The organism is Paraeggerthella sp. Marseille-Q4926, assembly GCF_916618935.1.
Lineage (GTDB): Bacteria > Actinomycetota > Coriobacteriia > Coriobacteriales > Eggerthellaceae > Paraeggerthella > Paraeggerthella hominis.
On record NZ_CAKAKF010000004.1, the window covers coordinates 361,017 to 374,486 of the forward strand.

Genomic DNA, 13,470 nt, shown 5'->3' on the forward strand with positions numbered 1-13,470 from the left:
TCTTTGGGAGGCGTATTCATGAAAGAAGCGCTCAACATACAAGTCAAAGGTATCGTACAAGGGGTGGGCTTCCGCCCCTTCGTCTATCGTTTGGCTAAAAAATACCTGATCAACGGATGGGTTTTGAACGCTACCGACGGCGTGTTCATCCATGCCGAAGGAGATTCGAAGCTGCTTGACGAGTTCGTGATAGAGCTGTCGGAGAACCCGCCGGCGGCGTCGCAGGTGAACGAGATCGAGCTCAAGGAAGTTCCGCTGGAAGACTTCGAGTCGTTCGACATTCGGTTTTCCGATGCGGGCGAAGTCGAGCGAACCACGCTTGTCTCGCCCGATCTCGCAACGTGCGACGATTGCGCGCGCGAGCTGTTCAACCCGAACGACCGCCGCTATCGCTATCCTTTTATAAACTGCACGAACTGCGGGCCGCGCTTCACTATCATCGAGAAGCTGCCCTACGATCGCAAGAGCACGTCCATGAAGGATTTCCCCATGTGCGCGCGCTGTTCGTCGGAATACGCCGACCCGCTTGACCGTCGTTTCCATGCGCAGCCCGATGCGTGCTTCGAGTGCGGTCCGCATATCAGCTGGCGCGAGCACGAGGGCGGGGCCGTCGACGCTCCGTTAACCGAGGCGCTGTGGGGGGCGACGCGCGAGCAGAGCGATGCGATTTTCGCGCGCGCCGTCGAGCTGCTGCTGGCAGGCAAGATCATCGCCGTGAAGGGCCTGGGCGGGTTTCACTTGGTGTGCGACGCCAACAACGCGGACGCGGTTGCGCTGCTGCGCACGCGCAAGCATCGCGAAGGCAAGGCACTTGCGGTCATGGCGGCCGACGTCAAGGCGGCGCGCGCCGTATGCGAGGTGAACGAAGCCGAGGCGGGCGTGCTCGCATCGACGTCTCGACCCATCGTCTTGCTGCGCAAGCGCGCCGACGCGCAGGTGGCGCCCGGCCTTGCCGACGGTCTCTCCGAGCTGGGCGTGATGCTGCCCTACACCCCCGTCCAGCACCTGCTCCTGCACGATTTCGCCCATGCAGGCAGCTCGAAAGACCAGGGACGGGGCCTTGTTCCCCTGCTGGTAATGACGTCGGGTAACGTGCACGACGAACCCATCGTCATCGACGACGAAGACGCGTACGGCAAGCTGTTCGGCATTGCGGACGCGTTCTTGGGGCACGATCGCGCCATCCGCACCCGCTACGACGATTCGGTTGTGCGCGTCATCAGCGCTGGTGGTGCGGGCGATGCAGTGCAGTTCATCCGCCGTGCTCGCGGGTATGCGCCGTTGCCGCTTTCGCTGGCTTGTCCTAAGCCGGAGGAAGACCAGGCTGCGGCAAGCCCTGCGGCTGCCAGCCGGCAGGGCAAACGAGAAGCGCTGTCTATCCTGGCGGTGGGTCCCGAGCAGAAGAACACCTTCACCCTGACGCGCGACGCCGAAGCGTTCGTGTCGCAGCATATCGGCGACATGGAAAACGCCGAAACCTACGATGCGTGGCTGGCGGCGAAGGATCGCTACCAGCAGCTGTTCGAGATTTCCCCGCAGCGCTTGGCGTGCGATCTGCATCCCGAATACCTGACGTCGAAGTGGGCGCACGAGGAAAGCGCCGCGCGCCAGGTTCCGCTGGTCGAGGTGCAGCATCATCACGCGCACGTTGCGTCGGTGTTGGGAGAGCACGGGCTGTTCGGTCCCGCGTGCGGAATCGCCTTCGACGGCACGGGCTATGGCGTTGACGGGGCTATCTGGGGCGGCGAAGTGCTCCTGGCCAATGCGTCGGCGTTCGAGCGGTTCGCGAACTTCGCGTACGTGCCCATGCCGGGCGGTGCGGCCGCGGTGAAGCACCCGCTGCGCATGGCGTACGGCGTGCTGTGGGCATTCGACCTGCTGGAGCATCCTGCGGCGGCGGACGTTCTTGCGGCGCTGGGGCCGCAGGCCGCTTTGTGCGACCAGATGATCGAGCAAGGGATAAACACGCCCATGACCTCGTCGGTCGGCCGCTTGTTCGACGCGGCGAGCGCCCTTTTGGGGGTGTGCGCGGAGTCGCGCTACGAAGGCGAACCGGCTATCTTGCTGGAAGGCGCTCTTGCCGCCCCGGCTTCGCCCGATGCGAACGGCAAGGCGTCCGATTCCGATGCGGGCGATCGCTACGCTATCGCGGTGATTAAGAACACGGCAACCGAGAGCAGCACGGCGCAGGACACGTCGGTCGTCCTGTTCGACGCGGCCCCTGCTTTCGAAGCACTGCTTGACGACAAGGCCGCCGGCGTGCCCGTTTCCCTGATCGCCCGTCGCTTCCATGACGCGTTCGCCCAGGCTGTCGTTGCGGCGGCGGAACTGGTTCGCGGGCTGTACGGCATCGACGTGGTGGCCCTTTCCGGTGGCGTGTTCATGAATCGCTACCTGGTTGAACGCGCGCTCGCTTCCTTGGAGGCGGCCGGCTTCACGGTTGCCGTCAACCGCGATCTGCCGCCCAACGACGGCTGCGTTTCCTTCGGCCAGGCTGTGGTAGCATGGGCCTCGAACGACGAGGGCGGGCAAGCGTAGCGCTCGCATATATAAGAAAGAAGGCATGACCATGTGCTTGGCAATACCCGCGAAAGTGATCGAGCTCAAAGACGATCGTCTGGCAACGGTCGACATCTTGGGCGTGACGCGCGACATATCCCTTGACTTGACGCCGCAGGCGGCCGTCGGTGATTTCGTGCTGGTGCATGCAGGGTTTTCCATCGAGGTGGTCGACCCCGACTTTGCTCAGGAAACCATTGATCTGATCAGGGAGTTTCCCGATCTTGCCGGCGACGAGATTCCTGCCTAGGGGGAGCCATGGCCAATCTTGAACAAGAGCTGGCAGCGTTCAAGGATCCGAAACTGGCGCGCGGTTTGATCGACTCCATAGGCAAGCTAGCGCCTGTCCAGGGCGCTACGCTCATGGAGGTGTGCGGAACCCACACGGTGGCTATCGCGCGCAACGGCATTCGGAACCTCATGCCCGAAAGCGTGCGGTTGGCATCGGGTCCCGGTTGCCCGGTGTGCGTGACCTCGAACAAGGATATCGACACGGTGATCGCGCTCACGCGCGTCCCGAACGTCACCATTGCCACCTTCGGCGACATGACGCGCGTGCCAGGCTCAACGTCGAGCCTGCTTAAAGAGCAGGCGTCGGGACGTTCCGTGCAGATCGTGTACTCGCCGCTCGATGCCATTGCCTTGGCGCAGCAGCAGCCCGAGCGCCAGATCGTGTTCGTGGGAGTGGGCTTTGAGACCACGACGCCCTTGGTGGCCATGGCCATCAAGCGAGCCGCCGCGCTGGACCTGAAGAACTTCAGCGTGTTCGCCGCGCACAAGAACATGCCGGGCGCGCTGGAGGCCATCATCAACGATCCGCGCCTTTCGGTGGACGCGCTTATCCTGCCTGGCCACGTAAGCACCATCATCGGCGTGGAGCCGTACCGCTTCCTGGCTGAGAAGTACGGCATTCCGGGAGTCATCACTGGGTTCGAACCCGTTGACGTGCTGCAAGGCATCGCCATGATCATGTGTCAGCTTCACGAGGGTCGCGCAGACATCGAGATAGCGTATGCGCGCGGCGTCATGCCGCAGGGCAACCCCGTTGCGCTGGCGGCCATCGACGAGGTGTTCGAGACCTGTCCCGCTACGTGGCGCGGGTTGGGGGAGATACCTGGATCGGGGTACCGCATTCGCGAGCGGTTCGCTCGGTTCGATGCCGTAAGACGCTTTGCGCCGTCCGTGGAGCCTACGCAGGATCCGAAGGGCTGTCGTTGCGGCGACGTGCTGCGCGGCATCATGGCGCCTGACGAGTGCCCGCTGTTTCGCACGGTATGCACGCCCGAAAACCCTGTGGGTCCATGCATGGTTTCAAGCGAAGGCAGCTGCGCCGCTTATTACCGATATTACTAGCGGGCAAGGGCGCGTCCCGGTGCTTGCGGTGGGACGCGCCCTTGTTCGAGGATTTTGCGGTGCGCTGCGCCGTGCGGCATGCTGCTCGGCCGCGCGCCCAAAACCGATTCGTTTTGGCAAGGTGCTCAACTCTGTGCTTTTTCTTGCACCCTGCTTAAAGTTGGCAATAAATTTTTTTGCTTCGATATTGTGCATGCAGGGACGGTTTGCAGGGCGTTTTAGAGCCGCATCGTTGTGCATGCCCCTTCAATTTTTTCACGTTTTATACGAGCGCTTCTGAATATAATCGGGAAATATCCAATATGGGGGCAAAAATTGCATAATGGCCCGAAATAGCGCGTTCTCAATTATTGTGCAGTTGAACAATAATGATTTCAAAATGGTTAAAACTATTCGTAAATTTCATGTTGCAGGTGAACAAAAAAGATGGTATAACTTGCTCATCGGCAAATCTGGCAAACATGCCACGGTAGGATTCCGAGGAGCTTTCATGAACCATCTGTCTCCAAAGTTCTCCTGCAGCCGCGGCACTTTTGCCGGCTGAGCTGCAGTACACAATAGTGTGCCACCCATTTTAGGCAACGCAGGATGCGCTGCCGGAGAAAGGAGACTGTCATGGCGAAGATAGTCAATTCTTGGAACGACTGGGATCCGTTGAAGCGCGTGATCGTCGGCCTCTGCGACAACTCGGTCATCCCGCCCGAGGAGCCCGCGACCTCCGAGAAGGTGCCCGTCGACTCCGAGATGCGCGGCATGTGGGGCCTTCGCCCGCTGCGCACGGTCGAGGTCGGCAACGCCTGCCTCGAGAACCTCGTGAAGGCGCTCGAGGAGCGCGGCGTGGTCGTCGACCGCCCGACGCCCCTGCAGTGGAACCAGGCCATCGGCACGCCCGACTTCCGCAACGACTCCATGATGACCTGCATGCCGCCCCGCGACATCCTGCTCACCATCGGCAACGAGATCATGGCCTCCGCCAACTCCTTCCGCTGCCGCTACTTCGAGTACCTGGCCTACTGGCCGCTGATGAAGCAGTACTTCGACGAGGACCCGGACTTCCTGTGGACCCAGGCCCCCCGTCCCCGCTTGACGGACAAGTCCTACAAGCACAACTACTACGATGAGAAGATCAGCCTGGAGGAGCGCCTGGTGCGCACCGCCAACAAGGACTTCGTCACGACGGAAGTCGAGCCGATGTGGGACGCCGCCGACGTCATGCGCATGGGCAAGGACCTGTTCATCCAGCACGGCCTGACCACCAACCGCACGGCCATGGACTGGTTCCAGCGCTACTACCCCGAGTACCGCGTGCACGCCGTGAACTTCCCCGGCGACCCGTACCCGATCCACATCGACGCGACCTTCGTGCCGCTGCGCCCGGGCCTGATCATCAACAACCCGCAGCGCAAGCTGCCCGAGGAGCAGCGCGCGATCTTCGAGGCCAACGACTGGCAGATCGTCGACGCCGCCCAGCCGGCGCACTCCGAGCCGCCCGAGTTCTGCTACAGCTCCGTGTGGCTGTCCATGAACTGCCTGGTCCTCGACCCCAAGACGGTCATCGTGGAGGCCTCCGAGGTCTACCAGCAGGAGGAGATGGACAAGCTCGGCATGAACGTCATCCCCGTCGACCTGCGCGGCGCCTACGCCTTCGGCGGCGGCCTGCACTGCTCCACGGCGGACGTCTACCGCGAGGGCGAGTGCCTCGACTACTTCCCGAACCGCGTCGCCGACCCGACCCTGGTCCGTCCGGAGATGTGGAACGACTAGTCGCTTAACCTGACCAACCCTTGCTGAAGCAAGAGTAGTCTCGTACAACAGAAAGGGGATCTGGTTCCGAATAAGAGTCAGGTCCCCTTTTTGGTTCCAACCTACAACTACCGCATGTGTGATTCGGCCATATAAGGTCGAATAGGGCTGTCGCATCCCTAATTCGGTCTCGCATGGCACGAGTTGCGGAGGGGTAGAGGGGATTATTTTGTTGCTACTGGTTTAAGGAGGACCAATGGCAGACAACGCTAACAAGGAAATCAAGACCGCAACGGCCGATGACGGCTCGACCGGCTACGAGATGAAGATCGGCCTTGGCACCATTGCCATGCTGATCTCGGCGACGGGCATGGGCTTGGTGCCCCTGTTCAGCCGCTGGGCAACTCGTACGGACATGTTCGACGGAGCGATGGGCCTGAACGCCGGTGACTCCATCGGCGCTTTGATGGCCGTGGGCCGCATGAGCATGGGCGTGCTGTTCTTCGTCGTCATCATGTTCGCTACGGGCAAGGTTGAGACGTTCAAGAAGCTCAAGCTGACCCCGGCAATCGCGCTGGGCGGTTTGATGATCGGCATGTCGCTGGCGTGCTACGTAACGTCCACGCTGCTGACCACCATCTCGAACGCCGTTCTGTTCATCTACATCGGCCCTGTCGTCTGCGTAGTGCTCGCTCGCATCTTCCGCAAGGAACCCATGTCTGCATTGCAGTGGGTATGCCTGGTGGCAGTGTTCATCGGTATGTTGTTCGGCAACAACCTGATGGGTTTCAACGAGTCCGGCTTCTTCGTAGACTTCAACCTGGTTCCGTCCACGCCTGAGTTCCCGCAGAAGGGCCTCGGCGACGCATTCGGTTTGGCTTCCGGCTTCTTCTATGGCGCTTCGATGTTCTTCAACGGCTACCGCAAGGATGCCGACACCACGGCTCGTGGCGTGTGGAACTTCATCTTCGCCGTGCTCGGTGCCGGCGCCATCACCGTTGTGCTGAACGCCCTGGGTGCAAACCCCGGCATGGAGAACTGGGCTCTCAACATTCACTTCACCGCATTCAACTGGATCGGCGCCCTGCTTCTTTGGGTCATCTGCGGTCCTCTGGCTCTGGGCTTCCTGTTGGTGGCTGGCCGCAACCTGCCGGCTGCTGACTACGGCACCATCGCGTACTGGGAAGTTCCCGTGGCCATCTTCGTGGGCCTGGTTGTGTTCGGCGAAGCCTTGACCATCAACACGATTCTTGGCGGTATCCTCATCATCGGCGGCGGCGCTATCCCCTCCATCAAGGGCATGCTCACCGCTCGCAAGCAGAGGAAAGAGGAAGAGATTCGCGAGAATCTTGCCGCTCGCTTGGACGAGGAAGAAGCCAAGGAGCACCTGCAGTAGGTTTGGCGGCATGCACCCGATTTCCGGGTGCATGCCTTTCCGCTATCAAGCGGTAACCCATAACCGGAAAGGAAGGTGTGGTTTATGAAGATCACGAGCAACCTGACTCACATCGCCACCGAGATGGAGTTCGAAGCTCCGCTGACTGAAGAGGAGCTGCGCGCCGCGTTCGAGGGCAACGGCTTCCAGGGATTCGCCGCCGAGCTCGACATCGCCGAGCGCACCGAGGACCACGTGCAGATGATGTCGCTTGCCGATCTGCTCGGGTTCGCGAAGGCCTCCGGCCTGTCCGCGGTGACCTACGACGTGACGTACTTCCCGCATGCCGACGCCGCCGAGGTGGACTACCAGCTCAACCAGCTGGCCCACGACCTGGAGATCAGCGCCGAGGTCATCCGCGACCTGTGCGCCGACGAGATCCAGGAGTACCTGGCGCTCGACGCCAAGCGCGACGCGAGCCTGCCCGTCCACAGCATCGTGGAAGCGTACACGGGCGGCACGGCGTTCGCCTGGTACGGCATGCGCGACTACCCGCGCCTGAAGAGGGTCATCCTGGCCAAGCTGGCCCAGGGCGGCCAGAAGGCCAAGAAGTCCTTTATCTTCCGCGCCAGCAAGGCGCAAGCGGATCTGCTTGACGAGTACTGATAGTCTATTTGTGCAAAGGACCCGCTTATGCTGCAATAAGCGGGTCCCCCTTTTCCCGATGCCGAAATGGGGCTGGCATCGGTGCCCCTCGCTCCCAATTCGCGATACGTTAAGTAACGACTTGCATTGAAGCGGAGGCACTTGGGGTATTATAACCTCAGTAAAGGCGTTTTCCCGACTGTTAGGGGGCTTCAATGGAGCAACTTATACGCCGGCGGTCTGCGTTTCTTTCTGACGTGGCCGTTCATTTCTTAGGGGATTACCATGAAAGCTAATTCTGACACACAAGGCACGCTTAAAAAGGTAGCCGTATCGTCCTTTCTTGGCAACTTCATCGAATGGTTCGATTACGCTACGTACTCGTACTTCGCGATTGTGATCGCAAACGTGTTCTTCCCGAACGACGACCCGGCACTTGCGCTTATGCAAACGTTTGCCGTGTTCGCACTGTCGTTCCTTCTGCGCCCGATCGGCGCTATCTTCTGGGGCAGCATGGGCGACAAGAAGGGTCGCAAGTGGGCGCTGTCCACCTCGATCTTCTTGATGACGGGCGCCACGTTCTGCATTGGCTTGCTGCCCGGCTACCTGACCATCGGCTTGGCGGCTCCTATCATGCTGCTGTTGCTCCGCATGGTTCAGGGCTTCTCGGCTTCTGGCGAATACGCAGGTGCTGCAACGTTTTTGGCCGAGTATGCGCCGAAGGACAAGCGCGGCGTGTACTGCTCGCTCGTACCGGCGTCGACGGCGGTCGGCTTGCTGGTCGGCTCGACGTTCGCCACCATCATGTACTCGGTGCTTCCTACCGAGGCCGTGAACGATTGGGGCTGGCGCATTCCGTTTTTGCTGGCCGGTCCGCTTGGCTTGATTGCGCACTACATTCGTACCAAGCTTGAGGATTCTCCGACGTATCAGGAGATGCAGAAGGCCATCGACAAAACCGACGACTCGAACCATCCCATTCGCGACCTGTTCCGCCATCACTCCAAGGAGCTTTTCATCTCCTTCGGCGCCTGCGTGCTGAACGCAGTGGGCTTCTACGTGGTGCTTACGTACCTGCCCGTGTATCTGGAGACGGCCGTGGGCATGGATCCGAGCCAGTCGTCGCTGATCACTACTATCAGCTTGATCGTGTACGTGGCGTTCATTTTCGGAAGCGGTCATTTGTCCGACAAGTTCGGCCGCAAGAAGATGCTGATCATTGCGTGCGTGTCGTTCATCGTTTTGACGGTGCCGGCGTTCATGCTGCTCAACACGGCCGACTTCTTCATCGTTTTGGCTGTTGAGCTGGTGCTCTGCTTGGCGCTGACCATCAACGACGGTACGCTGTCCAGCTATCTGACCGAGACGTTCCCCACGGCTGTGCGCTACACCGGTTTCGCGCTGTCCTTCAATATGGCCAATGCGATCTTCGGCGGATCGGCTTCGTTTATCTCTACGGCGCTGATCGCCGCCACCGGATCCAACCTGGCTCCGGCGTGGTACATGGTGGGCGTGTCCTGCCTGGCGCTTGTTGCAATGATTCTGTCGCACGAGCACACGGGCAAGGATCTGGCCGACGTATAGGCTCTTTGAGCTGCTGTTTTAAGGGTTGTGCTTGCTGCACAACAAGGCATGAAAGAAGCGGCGCCGTTCGAGCTTGCTGGCTCGAACGGCGTCCGTGCACAAGGCGGCGCGAAGGCGTGCCGCCGAGGTGATGGAGGGCCTATGAGCGAGACAACGCAAACGCCTAAATCGTTGAAGGCGCAAATCACGCGCACATCGTTGGTTCTTGCGGCCGCGGCGCTTTTGCGCGAGCAGGGACCGAAGGCGGTCACGTACCGCAAGGTGGCGAAATGGGCAGGGGCCGCATCGTCCTCGGTGGGCTACTACTTTGATTCCGTGACACAGCTTCTTCATGAGGCGGGCCGTTACAACATACAGCTTTGGGCGGAGCGTGCGGAGAAGGCTGCGTCGGCGGCGGAGGGCATGGAGGTCGAAGAGTGCCGCAAGCATGTGGTTGACCTGCTGATTCGCGCGTGCTTGCCGGATGACAGCGTTGTTCCTTCGGCTCACTACGCTCAGCTGATCGCCGCTGCCGAATCCGAGGTGGTTACCGAAGCGTACCAGAAGGGCCGCGTTTCGTTGGACGCCGCTATTGGTCGCATTCTCTCGCACGCGCAGATCGACATGCCGCCGCGTATGGTGGGCACCATCGTGGACGGCGCTGCCGTAGCCGCCATTTCCGAAGGCTACGACGTGTCTTCGTTCGCATCCGAGCTGCTTGCTTCGGCGATCGAGGTGTACGGGCGCGCCGCCCGGTAGCAAGCAATCTACAGCCAACGTTTCAGCGACGGGAAGGTTAACGCCTTCCCGTCGCTGCTTTTGCGACTCCTTCCTTTGATACAACGGTTGCAGGCACGCGCGACCGTGCGCTCGCGTGCCGATTTGCAGCAATCCGTAGAAGCGCGCGCAGGTGCAAAGGAAGGAGTGAAGCAGTATGAGCGAACCTCGTCGACAAGCGGCAGCTGCCGCAGCCGATCCGGGTCCCGTAGGCAAAGCGAGCAGGCCCTCGTTTACGCGATCCCTGACGTTCTTCGGGTTCTTCGCTATCACCGCATCCATGGTGATGACGGTGTACGAGTACCCCTCGTTCGCCTCGTCAGGTTTTCAGCTGGTGTTCTTTTTGATCATCGGCGGAATTCTGTGGTTTCTGCCCGTTGCGATGTGCGCGGCGGAGATGGCCACGGTCAAGGGGTGGGAATCGGGCGGCATTTTTGCCTGGGTCGGCAATACGCTAGGGAGGCGTTGGGGCTTTGCGGCCTTGTTCTTCCAATGGTTCCAAATTACCGTAGGGTTCGTGACCATGGCGTTTTTCATCTTGGCGGCATTGGCGTACGTGGTCAAATGGGACGCGCTGTACGACAACCCGTTGGTGATGTTCTTCGGCGTGGCGGCCATCGTATGGATTCTTACGTTGACGCAGCTGGGCGGCACGAAGTTCACGGCGCGCATTTCGAAGGTCGGCTTCATCGGCGGCATTCTGGTGCCGGTCTTGGTGCTGCTCGTAGGGTTGATCTACTACTTCGCCACGGGCGGCGTATCTCAGATCACCATGGATGCTGCCACGTTCGTTCCCGATTTCACGAAGGTTGACACGCTGGTTATTTTTGCGTCGTTCATCTTGGCGTACATGGGCGTCGAGGCATCGGCTTCGCACGTGAACGAGCTGCAGAACCCGAACCGAAACTACCCGTTGGCCATGATCGTTCTAGCGGTGCTGACCATTGCGTTGGACGCGCTGGGCGGGCTGGCCGTTGCCACTACGCTGCCGGCATCCGTTCTGGACGGCAACCTATCGTTCGGCGTGATCGAGGCGTTCCGCGCTATCTTCGTGACGCATATCGGCCCTTCTATGGAGTGGGTCGTGTTCGTGGTTGCCCTGTTGCTGGCGTTGGGCGTTTTGGCGGAGATTTCCGCATGGATCGTAGGCCCGTCGCGCGCGCTTCTGGATACCGCGCATGACGGCATTCTTCCGCCGTCGTTCAAAAAGGTGAACAAGCATGGCGTGAGCGTGAAGACGGTCGTGATTCAGGCGATCATCGTAACAGTGTGGGACGCGGTACTGTGCGGCTCCATCGCGCTTTCCGGCGGCTCGAGCTCGTCGGTGGGGTACCTGACGGCTATCGGCTTGACGGTGGTCATTTACCTGGTGGGATACGTGCTGTTCTTCCTGGGGTACTTCGTCCTTGTTTTCAAGAAGAAGAACCTGCAGCGGTCGTTCCAGCTTCCCGGAGGCACGCCGTTCAAGGCTGTTGTGGCGGGGGCGGGGCTGTTCATGACGGTGGCAACGCTGATCATATCGTTCTTCCCGTCGTCGAACCTTTCGGATCAGGCGAACCTCGTGTACCAAACAACGCTGGTGGTGGCGTTCGCGGTCTCGGTGGCTATTCCGTTTGCGATTTACGCGCTGCGGCACCGGTGAGCGCCGGAAGAGGCTGCTTCCGATGGCCCTGCGGGACCGGGAGCAGCGGCGGGCACGGGCGTGTCCGGCGGTGCGGGCGTTGCGGCTGCTGCCGCGAATGCGCGCCTCCAGGACTTGGCGCGCGGCAATGACAAGCACCATACAACAAAGGATGCATAGGAGGCTCATCATGGACAAGCAATCTACTACGAGCAAGATTTTGGAGAACATGGACGAGGGAACGCGCTACTTGACGCCTATCTTCGGGTCTGAGGCAAGCGATGCGCAGATGCCGCTCATGAAGATGAACGACAAGCCGGTCGAGCCGCGCATCGCTTACGAGATGATCAAGGAATACCTGTCCATCGAAGGCAACGCAACGCAGAACCTCACCACGTTCTGCCAGACGTACATGGAGCCCATGGCCACGAAGATCATGGCCGAGACCATGGAGAAAAACGCCATCGACAAGGACGAATACCCCATGACGGCCGACTTGGAGAACCGTTGCGTGGCCATGATCGGCGACCTGTGGCATGCCGATTCGAACGAGCAGCCCATGGGCACGTCGACCGTCGGGTCGTCTGAGGCATGCATGCTGGGCGGCTTGGGCATGCTGTTCCGGTGGAAGAAGCTGGCTGCGGCAGCCGGGGTGGACATCTATTCCGCCACGCGTCCGAACCTGGTCATTTCGTCGGGTTATCAGGTGTGTTGGGAAAAATTCTGTCGCTACTGGGATATCGAGATGCGCCTGGTTCCGCTTGAGAAGGACCATCTGTCGCTCAACATGGACACGGTCATGAACTATGTGGACGACTACACCATTGGCATCACGGCAATTCTGGGCATTACATATACCGGCAAGTTCGACGACGTGAAGAAGCTGAACGAACTGGTGGAGGCGTACAACCAGGAGCACCCGAAGCTGCCGATTCGCATCCACGTGGACGGTGCGTCGGGCGGTATGTTCGCGCCGTTCGTGGAGCCTGACCTGGAGTGGGACTTCCGCTTGAAGAACGTGTGGTCCATCAACTGCTCCGGGCATAAGTACGGCCTGGTTTATCCGGGCATCGGCTGGGTCGTCTGGCGCAGCAAGGAAGCGCTGCCCGAGGACTTGATCTTCTGGGTGAGCTACCTGGGCGGCGAAGAGGCAACCATGGCCATCAACTTCTCGCGCTCGGCTTCCCAGATTGTGGGGCAGTACTACGTGCTGATGCGCAACGGCTTCGAGGGGTTCCGGGAAATCCAGGAACGTACGCTTGACGTGGCCCGCTACCTTGCCGCCGAGATCAAGGACATGGGCATGTTCGAGCTGTACGAAGATGCTGGCCACATTCCCATTGTGTGCTGGGGTTTGAAGGAAGATGCGGACGTGGCGTGGTCGCTGTACGACCTGTCCGATCGCCTGCGCATGAACGGGTGGCTGGTGCCCGCGTACCCGATGCCCGCCGACCTGCAGGAAACGACGGTGCAGCGCGTGGTGGCGCGCCAGGACTTTTCGATGCAGCTGTGCGTCAAGCTGGTGGAGGACATCAAGAAGGAAATCGATACGCTGAGCAAGGCTCGATTCGTGACGGGCAACACGCAGGGCGTCATCAACACCGGGTTCGATCATGGCGGGCGCAGCGCCGCCAGCGTAAGCGGCAAGACGGAGGACGCGGCCAAGGCGAGGTAGGGGCGGCGGCTTCCGCAGGATTGCAAGTGCCCCGGCCTACGTTGGCCGGGGCACTTGTGCGTGCAGGCAACGTACGGGATGGCAACGTGCGTGCAAGCAACCTGCATGCAAGCAGCGTACGGGATGGCAACCTGGGTAGCGTCCCGCGGAGGGCTCGAA

10 protein-coding genes are annotated in these 13,470 nt (G+C 60.7%); all 10 read left to right on the plus strand.

Translation table 11 applies throughout. The features are described 5' to 3' along the window. The first annotated feature begins 18 nt into the window (after positions 1–18). Complete coding sequence (gene hypF / locus LG373_RS10110; RefSeq protein WP_114566440.1) at positions 19–2,538, plus strand: carbamoyltransferase HypF; 2,520 nt, start codon at positions 19–21, stop codon at positions 2,536–2,538. Between the two features lie 31 nt (positions 2,539–2,569). Next, positions 2,570–2,809 carry a HypC/HybG/HupF family hydrogenase formation chaperone gene (locus LG373_RS10115; RefSeq protein ID WP_114566454.1) on the plus strand — a complete coding sequence of 80 codons (240 nt, stop codon included), beginning with the start codon at positions 2,570–2,572 and terminating at the stop codon, positions 2,807–2,809. A gap of 8 nt (positions 2,810–2,817) precedes the next feature. Continuing rightward, positions 2,818–3,912 carry a hydrogenase formation protein HypD gene (hypD, locus tag LG373_RS10120; protein ID WP_114566441.1) on the plus strand — a complete coding sequence of 365 codons (1,095 nt, stop codon included), beginning with the start codon at positions 2,818–2,820 and terminating at the stop codon, positions 3,910–3,912. A gap of 615 nt (positions 3,913–4,527) precedes the next feature. Beyond that, positions 4,528–5,676 carry a serine/threonine protein kinase gene (locus LG373_RS10125; protein WP_225749381.1) on the plus strand — a complete coding sequence of 383 codons (1,149 nt, stop codon included), beginning with the start codon at positions 4,528–4,530 and terminating at the stop codon, positions 5,674–5,676. A gap of 235 nt (positions 5,677–5,911) precedes the next feature. Further along, positions 5,912–7,051 (plus strand): DMT family transporter, encoded by a 1,140-nt coding sequence (locus LG373_RS10130; RefSeq protein ID WP_114567326.1) that lies wholly within the window; start codon positions 5,912–5,914, stop codon positions 7,049–7,051. Positions 7,052–7,135: 84 nt separating this feature from the next. Next, positions 7,136–7,696, plus strand: a complete 561-nt coding sequence (locus LG373_RS10135) for a hypothetical protein (RefSeq protein ID WP_216529971.1) — start codon at positions 7,136–7,138, stop codon at positions 7,694–7,696. Between the two features lie 264 nt (positions 7,697–7,960). Beyond that, entirely contained in the window at positions 7,961–9,259 is a 1,299-nt protein-coding gene (locus tag LG373_RS10140; protein ID WP_114567324.1) for an MFS transporter, read from the plus strand. Positions 9,260–9,400: 141 nt separating this feature from the next. After that, complete coding sequence (locus LG373_RS10145) at positions 9,401–9,997, plus strand: TetR/AcrR family transcriptional regulator (protein WP_114567323.1); 597 nt, start codon at positions 9,401–9,403, stop codon at positions 9,995–9,997. 175 nt (positions 9,998–10,172) lie between these two features. After that, the gene (locus LG373_RS10150) at positions 10,173–11,657 is read left to right on the plus strand and encodes an amino acid permease (protein ID WP_225749719.1); all 1,485 of its coding nucleotides are present in this window, start codon (positions 10,173–10,175) and stop codon (positions 11,655–11,657) included. Positions 11,658–11,826: 169 nt separating this feature from the next. Beyond that, entirely contained in the window at positions 11,827–13,311 is a 1,485-nt protein-coding gene (locus tag LG373_RS10155) for a glutamate decarboxylase (protein ID WP_225749720.1), read from the plus strand. Positions 13,312–13,470: the final 159 nt, after the last annotated feature.